This window comes from Massilia sp. BGA-UO-ETr-WB1 (genome assembly GCF_059567845.1).
This window is the reverse complement of the sequence record NZ_JCAQOT010000027.1, coordinates 357,531-376,729: the sequence shown is the minus strand read 5'-3', so window position 1 is coordinate 376,729 and position 19,199 is coordinate 357,531. Positions and strand designations below refer to the sequence as shown.

The following is a 19,199-nucleotide window of genomic DNA, read 5'->3' as shown; positions in this document are numbered from 1 at the left end:
AGGCTCCCGGCTGGAGTCAGCGCCACCCTCGCGCGGGAACCAAATCCGCAACAAAATCGCGCAATCCCATCCGGTCCATCTCATTTATTGCTATCCAAACTGCCCCGCCTGGGCTATTCTGAAATCTCACCAAATGTAACTCAAAGCAACACCAATTTCTTTCAGGCCACACCCTCGCCTGCTGATGCCGCGCCAGACGCTCCCCGTTCGCGTCCCCCAAGCCGCCGCATCGTGTGTGTTCCCTACCCTGGAGGCAATCATGAAATTCACCAATCTGTCCATTGGCACCCGGCTGGCTGCGGGCTTCGCGGTGGTATTGGCGCTGCTGGCCGGCGTCGCCCTGTCCGGCATCGCCGGCCTGAACACCGCCAGCCACGCGCTGCACCACATCGTCGACGTCAATCTCGAGAAAATCCGCCTGCTGGAGGAAATGTCCCAGTCCACCCACGTGGTGGCCCGCGTCATCCGCACCGTCGCCCTGCAGTCGGACGAGGCGGCCGCGCGCGCCGAGTCGCAAAAGATCGCGGACGCCAAGGCGCGCTACGACAAGGCCTACGCAGAGCTGGAGAAGATGCCGCTGAACCAGGCCGGCCGGAAGCTGATGGCCGAGATCAAGGCCGACCACGACGCCGCCCTGCCCATGTACGACCGCTTCCTCCAGTTGAGCAAGAGCGACCGGGAAGCCGCGGTTGCCTACCTGCTGGGCCAGGCCGGGCCGGCCACCAACGCCTGGCAGGACGCGATACAGCAATACGTGGAAGTGCAACTGGCCGCCAGTCGCCAGGATGAGCAGGAGGCCGACGACAGCAATGCGCGCGCGCTGGCGCTGATGCTGGGGGCTTCCACCCTGGCGCTGGTGCTGGGCGGCCTTACCGCCTGGGCGGTGGGACGCTCGATCACCGCTTCCATCAACCAGGCGGTGCGCATCGCGCAGACCGTGGCATCGGGCGACCTGGGCAGCGTGATCGAAGCGCGTTCCAGCGACGAAACCGGCCAGTTGCTGCTGGCGCTCAAGGACATGAACGGCAGCCTGGCCGGCATTGTCGACCAGGTGCGCGGCGGCGCCGACGCCATCGCCACCGCCTCGCGCGAGATCGCCAGCGGCAACGCCGACCTGTCCGTCCGCACCGAGCAGCAGGCCAGCGCGCTGGAGGAAACCGCCTCGTCGATGGAAGAACTGGCCTGCATCGTCAAGCGGAACGCCGAGAACGCGGTGCGCGGCAACCAGATGGCGGCGTCGGCGTCGGCCGTGGCAGCCGAAGGCGGCAAGGCCGTGGCGCAGGTGGTCGAGACCATGGACGCCATCAACGCCTCCTCCAGGCAGATCGCCGACATCATCGGCGTTATCGACGGCATCGCTTTCCAGACCAACATCCTGGCCCTGAACGCGGCCGTGGAAGCGGCGCGCGCCGGCGAACAGGGGCGCGGCTTCGCCGTGGTGGCGGGCGAAGTGCGCAACCTGGCGCACCGCTCGGCGGCGGCGGCCAAGGAAATCAAGGCGCTGATCGGCAACTCGGTGCACCAGGTGGAACAGGGCGTGCAGCTGGTGGGCAAGGCCGGCGCCACCATGCAGTCGGTGGTCCAGGGCATAGGCGGCGTGGCCGGCGTGATGGCCGACATTGCCAGCGGCAGCCAGGAACAGAGCGCAGGCCTGGACCAGATCAACCAGGCCATCTGCCAGCTGGATGAAGTCACGCAGCGCAATGCCGCGCTGGTGGAAGAGGCGGCGGCGGCAGCCCTTTCCCTGCAGGAGCAGGCGGCCTGCCTGACGCAGGTGGTGTCTACCTTCAGTACCGGCTGCGGCGACGCCGCCCCTGCGGCGCCCGAAGCCGCGCCGCGCCGCGCGGCCGCCCCCACGCTGCGGCTGGTGCCCGGAGGGCTGATCGCCGCGTGAGCGCGCGGCTATCATCTCTGCGATACCGAATTCGTTATCGACAACAGAAAATTTGGCATTAGTCCCGGTTTGAATATTCTGCTAACGTCCGGCTTCGTCCAGGCCGTAGTCAATATATTCACAGACCAGGGAAACAGATGGGAAAACATACCCCACTACCGGTGTTTGCGCTGCTCGCCGCTCTCGCCGCGCTCGCTGGAGGGGCGAGAGCGGCGCCCTCCCCCTTCTCGTACTCGCCGATCGAGCACGGCGTGCAGGTCCGCGTGGCCGGCGTAACCAAGAACGTCACCTTTTACGGCCCCGCCACGGTGCGCGTGAACACGACGCTGGGCGAGAATTTCTGGCGCCATCCGAGCATCGTGGTGACGGGCAAGCCCGCCGCCATCGACTTTGAAACGCGCGACAGCGCCGGCGCACTGACGCTGGAGAGCAAACAGCTCCACATCGTCATCGACAAGTCGAGCGGCGCCATCACCTTCAAGGACGCCAAGGGCAAGGTCTATACGCGGGAAAGCCAGGCCGCGCCGCAGACCCTGAAAAAGATCGAAGTGGCCGGCGCGCCGACCTATGAAGCCCGCAACACCTTCACGCTCAAGCCCGAAGAAGCCATCTACGGCTTCGGCTTCACCGGCGAAGGCGAGCTCAATCGCCGCAACAAGGAACTGCTGCTGGTGCAGACCAATGTCGGCATCATCATTCCCGTCATGATGTCCTCGGAACGCTACGGTATCCTGTGGGATACCTATTCCAAGATGCGTTTCAAGGATAGTCCCGAGGGCGCGTCCCTGTGGGCCGAAAGCGCGCCGGGCGGCGTGGACTACTACTTCATGGGCGGGGCCACGCTGGACCGGGTGGTGGCCGGCTACCGCGACCTCACCGGCGCGGCGCCGCTGTATCCGAAGCAGGCCTTCGGCCTGTTCATGAGCAAGGAGCGCTACGAAACGCAGGAGCGCCTGCTGGAGGTGGCACAGACCTTCCGCAAGGAGCGCTTCCCGCTCGACTATATCGTCCAGGACTGGCAGTACTGGGGCAGCGACAAGGACGGCAGCTGGAGCGGCATGACCTGGAACCGCGAGCGCTTCCCCGATCCGAAGGGCTTGACCAAAAGCCTGCACGGCATGAACCTCAAGCTGATGGTGTCGATCTGGCCGTCGATCGGCAACGACACGGCGCTGGCCAGGGAGCTGGACCAGCAGGGCCTGCGCTTCGAACCGCTGCACTGGATTTCGAAGAAGGCCCGCATCTACGACGCCTTCAGCCCCGAGGGACGCAAGATCTACTTCAAGCACGTGAAGCAGGGCCTGCTCGATGCCGGCGTGGACGCGCTGTGGATGGACGGCACCGAAGTGGAAGTCGGCACGGCGGTCCATGACGCCGGCGAGACGGAGCGCGACATCAAGGGGCTGGGCAACAACGCCATGGGCGATTTCACCCGCTACCTCAATCCCTATTCGCTGATGACCACCCTGGGCACGTACGAGGGACAGCGGGCCACCAGCCGGCAGCGCGTGTTCACCCTGACGCGCTCGTCCTGGGCCGGCGCGCAAAGGACGGCGGCCGCCTCCTGGTCCGGCGACACGCGGGCCAGCTGGAAAACCTTGCAGGAGCAAATCAACGGCGGCGTCAACGTCACCATCACCGGCACCCCGTACTGGACCCAGGATACCGCCGGATTCTTCGTCTCGGATTTCCCGGGCGGCGAAAAGAACGCCTCGTACCGCGAGCTGTACGCCCGCTGGCTGCAATACGCGGCCTTCAATCCGCTCATGCGCATCCACGGCACCGACGTCGAGCGCGAGCCGTATATCTTCAAGCAATCGGATCCCGCGATGTACAAGGCGCTGCGCGACGCCGTCCACCTGCGCTACCGGCTGCTGCCCTATATCTATAGCCTGAGCTGGAAGGTGACCAACGACGGCTACACCATGATGCGCGCCCTGCCGATGGACTTCCCGGACGACCACGCGGTCCACAATATCAACGACGCGTTCCAGTTCGGCCCGTCGTTCCTGGTCCATCCGGTCACGCGCCAGATGTACCGGATTCCGCCGCCGCCCGCCGCCACCATTCCCGCCACCGCGCTGCGCACGCCGGACGGCAAACCGGGGCTGGCCGGGCAGTACTTCGAAGGCACCCGTTTAGAATCGCCGAAAGGCCAGACCATCGACGCCACCATCGACTTCCAGTGGCCGGGCCCGCCGCTGGCGGACATTCCCGCCGGGCTGACGAGCCTGGACAATTTCTCCGCGCGCTGGAGCGGCTCCATCGTGGCGCCGGAGGACGGCGAGTACGAACTGGGCGTGGAAGGCGACGACGGCTTCCGCCTCTTCATCGACGGCAAGCTGGCCCTGGAAGACTGGAAGAACGGCGGCAAGCGCTATGTGAGCGCGAAAGCCGCGCTGAAGCGGGGCCAAAGCGTGCCGGTCACGCTGGAGTACTACCAGGGGCTCTCCGAGCGCAACCTGCGGCTGGCGTGGCGCACGCCGTCGCAAATCGCCAGCGCGGGGATGGATGCCGGCGCGCCGGACACCACGATGCGGACCTACCTGCCCGCCGGTACGGACTGGTACGATTTCTGGACCCATGAACGCTTCGGCGGCGGCAAAACCGTGAGCAAGGACGTGCCGCTCGATGTGTTCCCGCTCTACGTGCGCGCCGGCGCCATCGTGCCGATGGGGCCTGTGGTCCAGTATGCGACCGAGCGCGCCGATGCGCCGCACGAGATCCGCATCTACCCCGGGGCCGACGGCAAGTTCACCGTCTACGAGGACGACAACGAAACCTATAACTACGAAAAGGGACAGTACGCCACCTATGAGCTGGCCTGGAACGATGCCGCCAGGTCCTTGACCGTGGGCGCCCGCAAAGGGACTTATCCGGGCCTGGTCAAAACGCGCAAGCTGAACCTGGTGCTGGTCAGCCCGGCGAACGCCAGCGCGATCGAATCGGCAAGCGCCACCAGGTCGGTCACTTACTCGGGCAAGCCGCTGTCGGTAAAGTTCCAGCGGTGAAGTTCTAACCGCCCGGCGCCACGATCCCCAGGCCGCGCAGGAAACTGCGCACGGCCTGGAAGGCCTGCTGGTGCTGCTCGGGCGCGAAGTCTCCGTGGCCGCCGCCCTTGATGGTGAACAGCTCGTTCTTCTCGCCGGCCTTGTCCATCGCCTGCTGCAGGCGCTGCGCATGCGCGTAAGGCACCAGCGGATCGGCGTCGCCGTGGATGGTCAGCACCGCCGGCCCGTCCTTGCGCACATAGCTCAGCGGCGAGAGGCGGCGCGCCAGCTCCATGCGGCCGTCCATGCTGCCGAACCACGCCACCGCATACGAGCGCACGTTCGGTCCCTGCAGCATGTCGGCCACGTCGGTGATGCCGAACCAGTTGACCACGGCCGCCACTTTCGGGGCCGCATTGACGTACGGCCCACTCCAGCTGTCGTTCGCCGCGCACTGGTTGGTGAACGGGGAATCGGACGGAATCATCGCAGTTGCCAGCGCCAGGTGCCCGCCCGCCGAGCCGCCCGTCGCCACCACCTTGGACAGGTCGAAGTTGTAGCGCTTGGCGTTGCGGCCCACCCACTGCAGCGCGCACAGCGTGTCCTGCACAGCGGCCGGCGCCAGCGCGGTCTTGGCCAGCCGGTATTCCACATTCACCACCGCGAAGCCCATCTGCATGTACGGCATCAGACGCAGCAAGTCCCCTTCGCGCGAGCCCGCCACCCAGCCGCCGCCGTGGAAGTTCAGCACCACCGGCGTGGCCGCCTTGCTGGGCCAGGGCTGGTAGACGTCGAGCTTGAGATCGCGCCCGCTGGCGGTCAGGTAGGTCAGGTTCGCGTTCACGTTGTAGCCGCTGCCCACCTGGACGGCGGCGCGCAGGCCGTCGTCGCCCGCGCCTTGCGCCGGCGCCGGAACCGGCAGGGTCAAACACAGGGCCGAGCCCAGAAGTACCAGTGCAATTCGCATCGTTCGTTCCTTACAGATAGGGGTAATGGGGCCGGCCAGGCCGCAATGCCGTCATGCCGTCACGCGCAGCAGCGCCGAGCCATGCGGCGCCAGCGCCTGGCGAATGGCCCCGCGCACCGGCGGCAGGTCCTGGCGCCGCCACAGATCGCGCAGCGCCACCGTCTTGTCGCCAAGATTCAGGCGCGACAGGTCGAATTCTATCTCCACCGGCGCCTCTTCAGTGTTAAACAGCGCCAGGTAGTGAACCGGGACCGGTTTGGCGCCGTTCGCCAGGGCACTCCAGATACGCGTGCCCGGATCGGCGCGGTGCGGACGGTTCTGATGGCTCTGCTGATTCACCGCCAGCACTTCCGGATTGGTCAGCAAGGCCAGTGTCGCCGGGTCCAGGCGCCGCAGGTCGCCTCCCATGATGAGCGGCGAGCGCGCGATGCTCCACAAGGTCATCAGCGTCTGCTGCTCATCCCGGGTGAACTTCGTGTCCCGCTCACCCATCGCAAGACGGCCCAGCGGCAACATGTCGGCGTCGGGCCAGGCGTTGGGCGCCATGCTGGGATTCCAGTTTTCGAGGCGCTGGAACTGCTCCTTCAGCAATCTCCACTCGTCCCAGAAATCGTCCGAGATGCGCCACATCTGCGCGTAGTGCGGCACGTGGCTGGCCCATTTGAGATCGGTTTCACCGGGCGACAGGCTCAGCGTCATCGCGCGGCCGGACGCCTGGATGGCTTTGTGCGCCGCTTCCACTTCGCGCCAGTTTTTGTCATAAGGCCGCGACATGTCGTCCATCTTGACGAAGTCGACGCCCCACGACGCATACAGCTTGAAGATTGAATTGTAGTAGTCCTGCGCACCGGGCCGTGTCATGTCGATGCCGTACATGTCGCCGTTCCATGCGCAGGTGGAACTGGTGTCGGCGATGTCTCGCGCGCGCAGATTCGTACCCAGGATCGGCGTATTCATCCGCACCGCCTGGCGTGGAATGCCGCGCATGACATGGATGCCGAACTTCATGCCCATGCGGTGAATCTGATCGGCGAGGCCCTGGAATCCCTTGCCCTTGGCGGCGGACGGAAATCTGTTCGGCGCCGGCAGCAGGCGGCCGTACCCGTCCATCGTCAATTCGGCGTCCTTGCGATATTCATAGCCGCTGGCGTTCGGCTCGTACCACTGAATGTCGACCGTGAATATGTCGTAGCCCGAAGGCAGCAGCTGCTGCGCCATGATGCGCGCGTTCTCAAGCGCCTGGGCTTCGGTGATGGTGGTGGCAAACGAGTTCCAGCTGTTCCAGCCCATCGGCGGCCTGGGCGCCAGCGGCGTGCTGCCGGCGGTTTTGGGTGCTGCCGCTGGTGCTGCGGCTGGTGCTGCGCCGGACAGGGCCGTGGCGGCGGCAGCGGCAATGGAGGTGGCAAGGAGTCGGCGGCGGGGCAGGTTTGGCATGGGATCTTTGACGAAGCGAGGGTTGGCAGGCGGGCGTACGGCCGTGCGGCTGTACTGCTGTGCGGGGCAGCATAGCGCAGCCTGCTCTCCTGATCTATTACGAATTTCACCAAACCGGGGGCAAAAATTGTCGTCAGGGGGGGCGCACCTCCTTCAACTGGGCCGTGCTGGCGCACAGGCAGGTGCACTTCCCGGTCAGGTGGCTGACCGTGGCGCACAGGTCGATGCCGGCCGACTGGGCCTGGCCCGCGGGTTGGGTGACGATGCTGGCGCGCAGCCGGGGCAGCGCCATGGTGGGCCGCAGCTCGCTCAGCAAAGCCATCATGCCTGAAATGTGCGCCGCCGAATAGGACGATCCGGACACCATGCCCCAGCGCGCGCCGGGTGCGGCGGTGGGAATGTCGCGCCCGGGCGCCAGCAGCACGCGCCCGGCCACCATCTGCGCCACCACGGCCGTGGCGGCGAACACGCCCGGATGCGAGGCCGGAAAGCCGCCGTTGGCGCTGGCCGGATCGACCGCGCTGACCACCCGCACGCCGCGCGCGCAGGCCACGTCGATCAGCTCGCGCAGCAGGCGGTCCGGCGGTCCGGACAGGCTGAGGTTGATCACCTGGGCGCCGTGCATCAGCGCGAAGTTCATGGCCTTGCCCAGCGTGAAGCTGTTGCAGCGGGTGGCGCCGTCGGCCAGCTCCCAGCACGCGCGCAGCGCCATCAGGCGCGCTTCCGGCGCCACGCCTTCGATGCCCACGCCGTTGCCGGCCCGCGCCGCAATCACGCCCGCCACGCCGGTGCCGTGGCGTTCGGCGGTGTACGGCTGGCCGTCGACGAAGTTCTCCTGGAATACCAGTTGCCCGGCCAGGTCGGGATGGGCCGCTTCCACGCCGCTGTCGATCACCGCCACCGTCACGTTGCGGCCGGTGGCGGCCTTGCGCATATCGGCCAGTTGCCATTGCTGGGCCGCCGGCTGCACCGGAAACAGCGGGTCGCTGCCGCCCTGCGCGGAAAAGGTTTCAATCGGCTGCGCCCACTTCACGCGCGGATCGCGCGACAGCGCCTCGACGATCTTGCCCGGTTCGGCGCCCTCCGGTTCGGCCATGCGGTAGCAATCGACGTTCAGCAGCGGCATGGCCCAGTCTTCCAGCAGGCGCAGGCCGTACTCGCGGGCCAGCGCTTCGGCGATGCGGCGCCGCGCGGCGTGGCCGGCGTCGTCGCGGTAGTTGGGCGGATAGTAGGCGTCGGGCCGGAAATGCGTGGCCGGCAGGCGCAGCATGACCAGGATCTCGCGCGCCGGCTGCGGGGCAGCAGTTGCCTGGGCTTGGGCCGCCTGCGGGTTTGCATGCTCGCTGGCACGCTCGCTCGCCTGCACGGTTGCCGGCGCCAGTTGCCTGGCGGCGGCGGACGCGGCGACGGCCAGCAGCGCGCAGCACAGCAGCCATGGCAAAGCGCGCTTCATGGCGCGCGCCGTGCGTTGAGCGGCTCCGCCAGCTGCACCACGGGGTAGGCTTTGAGCGCGGTCAGCGCCTGCGCCTGGTTCGCGTCCGGCACGTCCAGCACGTAGGCGCCGGTAACGGTCGGGCCGTCCACCACCCGCGCGCCCTGCGTCTGCAGGATCTGCTGCACCTGGCCAAGCTGCGCGTCGGGACGAAACACCACCACCACGTTGCCGGCCGGCGGCGGCGCGGCGTTGCCGCCGTTGCTCAGCGCACGGTAGTCGCTTGTGTCGCCTGGCAAAAGCTGGAACGCCAGACCGGCGATCAGCATGCCCTGCCCGGCCAGCGCCCACGGCATCCAGCCGCTGCCGCCGGACCAGAATGCCTGCCAGCGTGCGGCCAGCTGCCGCAACCAGCCGTCGGCAGGCGGCATGGACGGCTGCGCAACGGGCCGCACAGCGCTCTGCGGCGCAAGCTGTGAATCCAGCTGCGGTCCAAGCTGCGGCATCAGGCGCGCCAGTGCGCGTTCCGGGTCCAGCCCCGGCGGCAAGGCCGGTTCGGCAGCGCGCAGGCGCTGCTGCCAGGCCGCGTCGTCGCGGCATTGAGGGCACTCGCGCAGGTGCTCGCGCACCAGCGCCAGCTCGTCGGCCGTCAGGGTGCCGTTGGCGAACCAAGGCAGCAAGTCCTGCACCGCGCCATGCGTGTCCGCTAATTGATTGGTACTCATGATAACTCTTCCATATGGGCGGACAGCATGCCGCGCAAGCGCTGGCGGGCGTGAAACATCCGCGTCTTCACCGTATTGACCGGGCAATCCATCGTCAGCGCGATCTCCTGGTAGGCCATGTCGTGATAATAAGCCAGGCTCACCACCACCCTCTGCTCCAGCGGCAGCGCCTCCAGCGCGCGGCCCACGTCCTGCTGCATCTGCTGCTGCAAGGCCGCTTGCTCGGGTTCCTGGCTGGCGCAGCCGGGCTGCTGCTCGAAATCCGACTCCACCGGTTCGTCGAGCATGTTCACCGCCTTCAAGCCCTGGCGGTAGGCAATGCCAAAAATCCAGGTCGACACCTTGCAGCTGTGATCGTACGTTTGCGCCTTCTGCCACACCACCAGCATGGTGTCATTGATGATCTCCTCCAGCAGCGGCGCATTGCGCACCATGCGGTCCAGAAACCTGGCCAGCCTGGGGAAATAGAGGCGGTACAGCGCCTGGAACGCCGTCCTGTCTCCTGTCGCGATCTGCCGCAACAATTGCGGCTCGCCGCCATCCGCCCCCGCCAAGTTCCGCATCTGCCTGTTTCTCCCGCTGCCGCCCGTTATTTCTTCGTTGATTCTGCTGGTGACGGTTTATACGCCCGAGCACGGAAAAGGTTCAAAAAATTCCCAATCCATTTTACACGCCGCCATCACGTCAAAAATATTTCGCGTCCCTTTGAACCTTTTTCCAACTTACCAGTATTGACCGGGTGACATGACCACTTTGCTACTACTCCCGGCCCTGTGCGGCCCGTCGCTGCTGAAGACGAACCCGGCCACGTTGCTGCGCCTGCTGGTGCTGGCGCCGCTGCTGGAGGAATGGATCGTGCGTGCCGGCCTGCAGGAATGGCTGATGCGGCGTTTGGCGGCGCCAGGCACCGGGCCGGCGGCAACGGCGGCGGTGCTGGCGCCGACGGTAGCCGTGCTGGCGCCGGCGGCCTGTTTCAGCCTGCTGCACCTTGGCGCCGGCTGGTTCGCGGTAGCCGCCGTGTTCCCGCCGGGACTGGCCCTGGGCCTGCTGTACTGGCGCTGGCGGGACTGGAGGCTGTGCGCCGCCGCGCATGCGCTGTGCAACGGCTTTGCCCTTATTTTTTGCAACATGAATTTTTAACAACAAATTTGACAACGAACCGACCAGGAGCAACGATGACACGATCCACACCGCATCACCCAAGCTGGCTGCAACTGCGCCGTAACGGCCTCGCCACGCTGCTGATGCTCGGCGCCGGCCTCGGCAGCGCGTCGGCCCAGAACGCCCTCAACGGCAGAAGCCTGTACCTGAACGGCCCGGTGGGCGGCGGCGCGAACTGCGCCTCCTGCCACAGCGCCAATCCCGCCAACAACGTCAGCGGCATCCTGCGCGGCGCCAACTCGCCGGCCGTGATCAGCGCCGCCATCGCGGCCAACCGGGGCGGCATGGGTGCGCTGTTCAACGGCCGCTTCAGCGCCGCCGAACTGGCCGACCTGGCGGCCTTCATCGGCGACCCGACCGTGACGCCCGCGCCAACCGCCTCGCTCACCCCCGCCAGCCTCGCCTTCAGCAGCACCGCCGTGGGCCAGACCAGCGCCGGCCTGTCCGCCACGCTGGCCAACACCGGCTCGGCCGCGCTCAACATCAGCAGCATCGCGCTGGGCGGCGCCGCCGCCGGCGACTATGCCGTCAGCGGCGGCAGCTGCAGCGCCGGCGGCGCGGTGGCCGCAGGCGCCAACTGCTCCCTGGTGGTCAGCTTCAAGCCGGTGGCGGCAGGCACGCGCGCAGCCACCCTCACCATCGGCCACAACGCCACCGGCGGCGCCAGCACGCTCGCGCTGAGCGGCACCGGCAGCGCCGTGGCGCAGCCCACCATCGCCCTGTCGCCCACCAGCATCAACTTCGGCGCGCTGGTGGTGAACGCCCCGTCCACGCCGCAGGCCATCACCGTCAGCAACAGCGGCCAGGCCACCCTCAGCTTCACCAGCATCGCGCTGGGCGGCGCCAACAGCGGCTACTTCACGCTGGGCGGCAGCTGCTCCACGGCCGTGCCGCTGCCGGCCGGCGGCAGCTGCGCGCTGACCGTGCAGGCGCAGCCCACGGCGGCGGGCGCGTTCTCCGGCAATATCGTGCTGGCCTCCAACGCGTCCAACGGCAGCGCCGCCATCGGCCTGTCGGGCAGCGGCGCTGCCGCCGCGCCGGCGCTGGCGGCCAACCCCAGCGTGCTCGCTTTCGGCACGCAAACCGTGGGCGGCGCGGCCGTCACGCAAAATGTCACGCTGACCAACAGCGGCAACGTGGCCCTCGCCATCAGCTCCATCACCGCCAGCGGCGCGGCAAGCGTGACGGCCAGCGCCGGCACTTGCGGCGCCTCGCTGGCCACCGGTGCCAGCTGCGTCGTGCCGGTGACCTTCGCCCCTGCCGCCGCCGGCAACGTGGCCGCCACGCTGCTGGTGCGTTCCAACGCGCCCGACCTGCAGGTTGCCATCAGCGGCGCCGGCACCACGGCCGCCGTGGCCAAGCCAGTGCTGTCCGACAGCGGCCCGCTAGTGTTCGCCGACACCCAGCTCGGCAAGAGCTCTGCGCTGCGCAGCACCGTGCTGCGCAACGACGGCAGCGCGGCGCTGAAAATCGCCACCCTGCTGCTGGGCGGCACCAACCCGGGCGACTTCGTACTGGGCGGCAGCTGCGCCGTCAACGGCTCGCTGAGCCCGGCGGCCAGCTGCACCATCGACAGCAGCTTCAAGCCCACCGCCGCAGGCGCCCGCAGCGCCGGCCTGGTCCTGGTAACGGACGGCGGCGTGCAGCTTAACCTCAACCTGTCCGGCAACGGCGTGGCGGTGCCCGCCGGCGCCGCGCTGGCCGTGTCGCCGCAGTCGTTCGACTTTGGCGCCGCCACCGTCGGCGGCACCGCGCCCACCAAGCGCTTCACGCTGACCAACACCGGCAGCGCGGTGCTCAACCTGGCCAGCGCCACCTTCACCGGCCCGTTCTCTGCCGTCACCGACAGCACCAGCTGCGCAGCCGCGCCGTTCACGCTGCAGCCGGGCGCGTCCTGCGAACTGGCGGTGCGCTACGCGCCGACCGCCGCAGGCGCCAGCACCGGCGACGTCAAGCTGCAGGGCGACGCTGGAGCCAGCTGGAGCATCGCGCTGACCGGCCAGGCCAGCGCCGCAGCAGCCAACCCGACCGCTGCGCAGCCGCAGAACAGCGGCGGCGGCGGCTGCTCCGCCGCGAAAGACGGCAGCGACCCGATGCTGCCATTCCTGGTGCTGCTGGCGCTGGGCGTGATCGGTTGGCGCAGGACGACGCAACGGCAGGCGCGCCAGTCCGGCAAGAATCAACCAATGAACAAGGAGGCAGCATGAACTTCATCAACCAAGCCAGCCGCGTCGTTTCCGCCGCTGCCGTCACGCTGCTGCTCGCGCTGCCGGCCGGCGCGGCGGTGGTCCCGGGCCAACAGGCGCCCGCCTTCGAGCTGCCGGGTCCGGCCGGCGCCGTGCGCCTGGAGCAGTACCAGGGCAAGCTGGTCTACCTGGACTTCTGGGCTTCCTGGTGCGGCCCCTGCCGCCACTCCTTCCCGTGGATGAACGAGATGCAGGCCAAGTACGGCGCGCAGGGTTTGCAGGTGGTCGGCATCAACGTCGACGCCAAGACCGACGACGCGCGCAGCTTCCTGGCCAGCACGCCGGCGCGCTTCGTGGTCGCCTTCGACCCTGCCGGCGCGGCGCCGCGCCAGTACGGCATCAAGGGCATGCCGAGCAGCGTGCTGATCGGGCCGGACGGCAAAGTGCTGTTCGAGCATAGCGGCTTCCGCGAAGGCGACCGCGCCGAGCTGGAAAGCCGCATCCGCGCCGCGCTGGGAGCGAAGAAATGAGCCCGCGCGTGCATGCCTCCGTGCGCGCGCTGGCGCGCCTGGCGGCGCTGGCGGCCATCGCCGCCGGCGCCGCCGGCTGCAGCGCCATCAAGCCGGTGCAGGTGTGGGAGAAAGGCGCGCTGGCCAAGCCGGAGATGCTGATCGAGGGCGATCCGCTGGAAGCACGCTTCAACGAACATATCTACGCCAGCAAGGAAGCCGCCTCCGGCGGCAGTGGCGTCGGCGGCGGCGGCTGCGGCTGCAATTGAAGCGGGATATGGACAAGAACAAGGACAAGCATGAAACCACAAAACCCTGACCGCCCTCCGTTGGGCAATGCGCTGCTGGCGGCGGCGCTGCTGCTGCCGGGCCTGACCGCGCACGCCGAGGAGCCGCCGGAACGCACCACCCTCAGCTTCAAGTACCTGAACTACGAGGAAAGCCAGTCGGGCCTGGACCGGGTGAAAGTGACCGCGCCGTCGGTGGCGCTGGTGACGCCGATTGCCGGCGAATGGTCGCTGGCCGGCTCGCTGACCTCGGACCACGTGTCCGGCGCCTCTCCGCGCTACCACACGGCGGTGTCGGGCGCCTCGCGCATGAAGGACATGCGGCGCGCCGGCGACATCGCCGTTACCCGCTATCTGCCGTGCGGCAGCGTGACCGTGGGCGCAGCCTACTCCACCGAGCACGACTATGTGTCGCGCGCCCTGTCGCTGACGGGCACCGTGTCCAGCGCCGACAAGAACACCACCTGGTCGTTCGGCGTGGGCGGCTCGGACGATTCCATCGACCCGGTGAACAACATCGTCAGCGGCCAGACGCGCCAGACCGTCAATGTGATGCTGGGCGTGACCCAGGTGCTCAGCCCTGACGACATCGCCCAGCTGACGCTGACGCGCACCCAGGGCCACGGCTACTATTCCGACCCCTACAAGGCCTTCGACAACCGGCCGCGCGAGCGCGACCAGAACACCTTGCTGGCGCGCTGGAACCACCACCACGAGGGCAGCGGCGGCGCTACGCGCCTGAGCTACCGCTACTACAACGACAGCTACGGCATCCGCGCGCACACGCTGGGCGCCGAGTACGTGCAGCCGCTGGCCGATGGCTGGCGGGTGACGCCGTCGGCGCGCTATCACAGCCAGCGCGCGGCCAGCTTCTATTACGACCCGGTGTACGACGCCACGCTGGGCGAACCGTTCCCGCCCGGCTATGTGTTCGGCAGCACGCGCTTCTCGTCGGCCGACCAGCGCCTGTCAGGCTTCGGCGCGGTGACGCTGGGGATCAAGGTGGCAAAGGCCTTGAACCGCGACTGGACCGTGGACGTGAAAGTGGAAGCCTATCAGCAGCGCGGCGCCTGGCGCGCCTTCAGCAGCGGCAGCCCCGGACTGGACGCAATGCGCTCGCGCAGCATCCAGCTGGGCCTCACGCGCCAGTGGTAAATCATTTTGGGAGGATGTAATGCAACGTATTCTTAACTGGCTGCTGGCGCTCTGCGCCATGCTGGCCTTGGCCGGCCTGCCCGGCACGGCGGCGGCGGCCGACGACTTTCTCGCCCCCGAGCAAGCTTTCCAGCTGCGCGGCGAGCTACGCGACAGCGACACCCTGGTGCTGACCTGGGCCATCGCTCCGGGCTACCACCTGTACCGCGAACGGCTGGCCTTCAAGGGTAGCGCAGCGCTGGCGCAGCCCACGCTGCCGGCCGGCATCCGCAAGTTCGACGAGAACTTCAACAAGGAGATGGAGACGTACCAGCGGCAGCTGGTGGTCACGCTGCCGCTGACCGGCGGCGGCACCGCCGCGCCCTTTACGCTGACCGTGGGCTACCAGGGCTGCGCGGACGCGGGCCTGTGCTACCCGCCGCAGGAGCTGGCGTTCAAGGTCGACCCGGCCCAGCCTGGCGCACTGGCGGCAATCCCCGCCGTGGACGGCGGCGCCGCCGCAGCCACCGCAGTTGCCTCAGCCACCGCGCCCGCAGCACCCGCCACGGCGGCGCAAGCCGCCGCACTGCCCGAGGACGACAGCACGCTGGCCCAGCGCACGCTGCAAAGCGGCAGCCTGTGGCGTATCGGCGGCGCCTTCCTGGTGTTCGGCCTGCTGCTCTCGTTTACCCCGTGCGTGCTGCCGATGGTGCCCATCCTGTCCTCCATCATCGTGGGTGAAGGCAGCGTGTCGCGCAGCCGCGGCCTGCTGCTGGCGGGCGCCTACTGCATCGGCATGGCGCTGGTGTACACGGCGCTGGGCGTGGGCGCCGGGCTGGCGGGCGAAGGGCTGGCCGGCGCGCTGCAGAAGCCATGGGTGCTGCTGACCTTCGGCGCCCTGCTGGTGGGCCTGGCGCTGTCCATGTTCGACGTCTACCAGCTGCAGCTGCCGAGCGGCCTGCAGTCGCGCCTGAGCGAAACCGGCGGCAAGCTGCGCGGCGGGCGCTTCCTCGGCGTGTTCGCCATGGGCGCGCTGTCGGCGCTGATCGTCGGCCCCTGCGTGGCGGGTCCGCTGGCCGGCGCCCTGCTCTACATCAGCCAGACCGGCAACGCCTGGATAGGCGGCTGGGCGCTGTTCTCGATGGCGTGCGGCATGAGCGTGCCGCTGCTGCTCACCGGCCTCTCCGCCGGCAGCCTGTTGCCGCGCGCCGGCGCCTGGATGAACGGCGTGAAGAAAGTGTTCGGCCTGCTGCTGATCGCGGTGGCGGTGTGGATGGTGTCGCCGGTGTTCCCGGTTCCCGTGATGATGATGCTGTGGGGCGGCCTGGCCATCCTGTGCGCCGTGTTCCTGCACGTCGGCCAGGCGCTGCCGCCCGGCAGCAAGCCTGGCGCCTACGCCGCCAAGGCGCTCGGCCTGCTGTTCCTGGTGGGCGGCCTGTTCGAGCTGGTGGGCGCAGCCAGCGCCGGGCGCGACGTGCTGCAGCCGCTGGCCCACCTGCGCGGCGGCAGCGCCAACGCGGCCACCGTCGCCGACGAGGGCCACGGCGAGCCGCGCTTCACCCGCATCCGCACCGTGGCCGAGCTGGAAACCGTGCTGGCCGAGGCCAGGGAGCCGGTGCTGCTGGACTTCTACGCCGACTGGTGCGTGGCCTGCAAGGAGATGGAACGCATGACCTTCTCCAAGGCCGCCGTCGGCGCGGAGATGAAGAAGATGCGCCTGATCCAGGTGGACGTCACCGCGAACAATGCCGACGACCGCGCGCTGATGAAGAAGTTCAGCCTGTTCGGGCCGCCCGGCATCATCCTGTTCGACGCCAGCGGCAAGGAGATCCCGCAGGGCCGCCTGATCGGCTTCATCCCGCCCGAGCCCTTCATCCAGCAGCTGCAGCGCGCGCAGCGGGCGGGCTGAGTTCAACCATCGAAAAACGGAAAACCATGACCAAGAAACATGCCCGCGTACTGATACTCGGCTCCGGCCCGGCCGGCTACAGCGCCGCCATTTACGCCGCGCGCGCCAACCTGAACCCCATGCTGGTGACCGGCGTGGACCAGGGCGGCCAGCTGATGACCACCACCGACGTGGAAAACTGGCCGGCCGACCCGATGGGCGTGCAAGGCCCGGACCTGATGCAGCGCTTCCTGCAGCACGCCGAACGCTTCAACACCGACATCGTGTTCGACTATATCCACACAGCGAAGCTGAGCGAAAAGCCGATCCGCCTGATCGGCGACAGCGCCGAATACACCTGCGACGCGCTGATCATCGCCACCGGCGCGTCGGCCCAGTATCTCGGCCTGCCGTCCGAGCAGGCTTACATGGGGCGCGGCGTGTCCGCCTGCGCCACCTGCGACGGCTTCTTCTACCGTGGCAAAGAGGTGGCGGTGATCGGCGGCGGCAACACCGCCGTCGAGGAAGCGCTGTACCTTTCCAACATCGCCTCCAAGGTGACGGTGGTGCACCGGCGCGACAAGTTCCGCGCCGAAGCCATCCTGATCGACCGCCTGATGGCCAAGGTCGCCGAAGGCAGGATCGAGCTGAAACTGAACCACACGCTGCACGAAGTGACCGGCGACCAGGGCGGCGTGACCGGCCTGACGCTGGCGGCCACCGCCGACGGCGCGCTGAGCCAGGTCAAGGTGCACGGCCTGTTCGTGGCCATCGGCCACAAGCCGAACACCGGCATCTTCGAAGGCCAGCTGGAAATGCACAACGGCTACATCAAGACCCGCACCGGCACCGAGGGCATGGCCACCGCCACCACGGCGCCGGGCGTGTTCGCGGCCGGCGACGTGCAGAACCATGTCTACCGCCAGGCCATCACCAGCGCCGGCACCGGCTGCATGGCTGCGCTGGACGCGCAGCGCTACCTGGAGCAGTGAGTGAAGCGGTGAGCCGGAAAGTCTGCATTCAGCTCCGCGCTGCTCCCCTCTGCTCCGCAATGTCTGTACAATTTGACAGCGCGGAGCATACGGAAATCAACATGGAGACGAACATGCAGACCGAACAAACCCCTTTGCTGCTGCGGGAAGAGCGCGGCGGCGTGGTAACGCTGCGCATGAACCGGCCCTTGCAGTTCAACGCGCTGTCCGAGGCCATGCTGGACGCGCTGCAGAACGCGCTCGACGCCGTGGCCGTCGACCCGGCCATGCGCTGCGTGGTACTGGCCGGTGAAGGCAAGGCCTTCTGCGCGGGACACGACTTGCGTGAAATGCGGGCGCAGCCCAGCCTCGACTACTACAAGGCGCTGTTCGCGCGCTGCGGCCGGGTGATGCAGGCGATCCAGGCCTTGCCGGTGCCGGTGATCGCCCGGGTGCACGGCATTGCCACCGCAGCCGGCTGCCAGCTGGTGGCCAGCTGCGACCTGGCGATCGCGGCCAACAGTGCGCGGTTCGCCGTTTCCGGCATCAACGTCGGCCTGTTCTGCGCCACCCCGGCGGTGGCCTTGTCGCGCAACGTCTCGCCCAAGCGCGCCTTCGACATGCTGGTCACCGGGCGCTTCATCGACGCGGCGACGGCGGCGGGCTTCGGCCTGATCAACGACGCCGTTCCCGACGATGAGCTGGACATGGCGGTGGCGCGCAAGGTTGCCGACATCGTGGGCAAGAGCCCGGCGGCCATACGCCACGGCAAAGCGATGTTCTACCGGCAGCGCCAGATGGCGCTGGGCGAAGCCTACGACTACGCCGGCGACGTGATGGCGCGCAACATGATGGAAGAGGACGCCGGCGAAGGCATCGACGCCTTCCTGGAAAAACGCCAGCCGGCCTGGCGCGCCGCCTCCTAACTCATCGACGCCATCAAGGATTCGTAGTACTGCGGCTCGCGGGTGGAATACAGCTTGAACCAGGCGTCCACCGTCGCGGGCCGGAACAGGCCCAGCATCTTCATCACTTCGTACGAGAACTCCAGCGGCGCCAGGCCGGAAGCGGTGATCAGGTTACCGTCGCGTACCGCTGGCGCGTCCACGTAGCGCTGCTCGCCGGTGTAGCCGGGGCACACCGTCTTCAGGTAGCCCTTGTCGTTGCTGGTGTGCTGCCTGTCGTCCAGCGCACCCACCTGCGCCAGGCCGATGGTGGCGCCGCAGATGGCGGCTACGCGGTAGCCGCGCACCACCAGGTCCTTGGCGAAGGCCAGCAGCGGCGCCGCTTCCGGCGTCTGCCACAGGTCCGCGCCCGGCATCAGCAGCAAATCCTCCGCTTCCATTTTCACCGCGTCGAAGGTGATGTCGGGCGTCATCGCGATGCCGCCCATGGTGGCGATCGGCTCACGGGTCAGGCCTACCTTCACGATCTCGCACTCCACGCCGGGGTCCGCCATCATCCGCTTGCTGTGCAGCTCCGCCGTCAGGTAGCCGATTTCCCAATCGGCCAGGGTGTTCAGAACAACCAGGTATATCTTCATCGCTGCCTCCACAAATCAGAACGGGTCAAAAGCACATCTTATTGGCAATCTGGCCAATAAGCTAACGAATTCATCGAT

General features: G+C 67.9%; 16 protein-coding genes. 10 read left to right on the top strand and 6 right to left on the bottom strand.

Annotated features, from left to right (window positions below; all coding sequences use genetic code 11):
- Positions 1-259: 259 nt before the first annotated feature.
- A complete protein-coding gene (locus tag AC56DV_RS28620) occupies positions 260-1,894 on the top strand; it encodes a methyl-accepting chemotaxis protein (protein WP_496317603.1) in 1,635 nt (544 codons plus the stop codon).
- Positions 1,895-2,031: 137 nt separating this feature from the next.
- Positions 2,032-4,905 carry a TIM-barrel domain-containing protein gene (locus AC56DV_RS28615; protein ID WP_496317602.1) on the top strand — a complete coding sequence of 958 codons (2,874 nt, stop codon included), beginning with the start codon at positions 2,032-2,034 and terminating at the stop codon, positions 4,903-4,905.
- A gap of 4 nt (positions 4,906-4,909) precedes the next feature.
- On the opposite strand, the gene AC56DV_RS28610 is transcribed toward AC56DV_RS28615, so the two are convergent.
- The 5 genes from AC56DV_RS28610 to AC56DV_RS28590 form a co-directional block, all read right to left on the bottom strand.
- Positions 4,910-5,851, bottom strand: a complete 942-nt coding sequence (locus tag AC56DV_RS28610; RefSeq protein WP_496317601.1) for an alpha/beta hydrolase fold domain-containing protein — start codon at positions 5,849-5,851, stop codon at positions 4,910-4,912.
- 51 nt (positions 5,852-5,902) lie between these two features.
- Positions 5,903-7,285: a glycoside hydrolase family 27 protein gene (locus AC56DV_RS28605; protein ID WP_496317600.1), complete on the bottom strand. Its 1,383-nt coding sequence runs from the start codon at positions 7,283-7,285 to the stop codon at positions 5,903-5,905.
- Between the two features lie 133 nt (positions 7,286-7,418).
- A complete protein-coding gene (locus tag AC56DV_RS28600; protein WP_496317599.1) occupies positions 7,419-8,738 on the bottom strand; it encodes a S8 family peptidase in 1,320 nt (439 codons plus the stop codon).
- Complete coding sequence (locus AC56DV_RS28595; protein WP_496317598.1) at positions 8,735-9,442, bottom strand: zf-HC2 domain-containing protein; 708 nt, start codon at positions 9,440-9,442, stop codon at positions 8,735-8,737. The genes AC56DV_RS28600 and AC56DV_RS28595 overlap by 4 nt, the downstream gene beginning before the upstream one ends.
- Positions 9,439-10,005, bottom strand: a complete 567-nt coding sequence (locus tag AC56DV_RS28590) for an RNA polymerase sigma factor (protein ID WP_496317597.1) — start codon at positions 10,003-10,005, stop codon at positions 9,439-9,441. Before AC56DV_RS28590 ends, AC56DV_RS28595 begins: the two co-directional genes overlap by 4 nt.
- Before the next feature lie 181 nt (positions 10,006-10,186).
- Between AC56DV_RS28590 and mrtJ the strand changes: the two genes are divergently transcribed.
- The 8 genes from mrtJ to AC56DV_RS28550 all read left to right on the top strand — a co-directional run bounded on the left by mrtJ (position 10,187) and on the right by AC56DV_RS28550 (position 18,504).
- The gene (mrtJ, locus tag AC56DV_RS28585; RefSeq protein ID WP_496317596.1) at positions 10,187-10,582 is read left to right on the top strand and encodes a JDVT-CTERM system glutamic-type intramembrane protease MrtJ; all 396 of its coding nucleotides are present in this window, start codon (positions 10,187-10,189) and stop codon (positions 10,580-10,582) included.
- Positions 10,583-10,617: 35 nt separating this feature from the next.
- On the top strand, positions 10,618-12,810 hold the full coding sequence (locus AC56DV_RS28580) for a choice-of-anchor D domain-containing protein (RefSeq protein WP_496317595.1): 2,193 nt from the start codon (positions 10,618-10,620) through the stop codon (positions 12,808-12,810).
- Positions 12,807-13,319 carry a TlpA family protein disulfide reductase gene (locus AC56DV_RS28575; protein WP_496317594.1) on the top strand — a complete coding sequence of 171 codons (513 nt, stop codon included), beginning with the start codon at positions 12,807-12,809 and terminating at the stop codon, positions 13,317-13,319. The genes AC56DV_RS28580 and AC56DV_RS28575 overlap by 4 nt, the downstream gene beginning before the upstream one ends.
- Positions 13,316-13,567, top strand: a complete 252-nt coding sequence (locus AC56DV_RS28570; RefSeq protein WP_496317593.1) for a DUF4266 domain-containing protein — start codon at positions 13,316-13,318, stop codon at positions 13,565-13,567. Before AC56DV_RS28575 ends, AC56DV_RS28570 begins: the two co-directional genes overlap by 4 nt.
- A gap of 30 nt (positions 13,568-13,597) precedes the next feature.
- Entirely contained in the window at positions 13,598-14,740 is a 1,143-nt protein-coding gene (locus AC56DV_RS28565; protein WP_496317592.1) for a DUF3570 domain-containing protein, read from the top strand.
- 19 nt (positions 14,741-14,759) lie between these two features.
- A complete protein-coding gene (gene dsbD, locus AC56DV_RS28560; protein WP_496317591.1) occupies positions 14,760-16,628 on the top strand; it encodes a protein-disulfide reductase DsbD in 1,869 nt (622 codons plus the stop codon).
- 26 nt (positions 16,629-16,654) lie between these two features.
- Entirely contained in the window at positions 16,655-17,599 is a 945-nt protein-coding gene (gene trxB / locus AC56DV_RS28555; RefSeq protein WP_496317590.1) for a thioredoxin-disulfide reductase, read from the top strand.
- A gap of 101 nt (positions 17,600-17,700) precedes the next feature.
- Positions 17,701-18,504, top strand: coding sequence for an enoyl-CoA hydratase (locus AC56DV_RS28550; protein ID WP_496317589.1), 804 nt, complete (start codon positions 17,701-17,703; stop codon positions 18,502-18,504).
- On the opposite strand, the gene AC56DV_RS28545 is transcribed toward AC56DV_RS28550, so the two are convergent.
- Positions 18,501-19,121 carry a type 1 glutamine amidotransferase family protein gene (locus AC56DV_RS28545; RefSeq protein ID WP_496317588.1) on the bottom strand — a complete coding sequence of 207 codons (621 nt, stop codon included), beginning with the start codon at positions 19,119-19,121 and terminating at the stop codon, positions 18,501-18,503. The two genes, AC56DV_RS28550 and AC56DV_RS28545, sit on opposite strands and share 4 nt — an antisense overlap.
- Positions 19,122-19,199 lie beyond the last annotated feature (78 nt).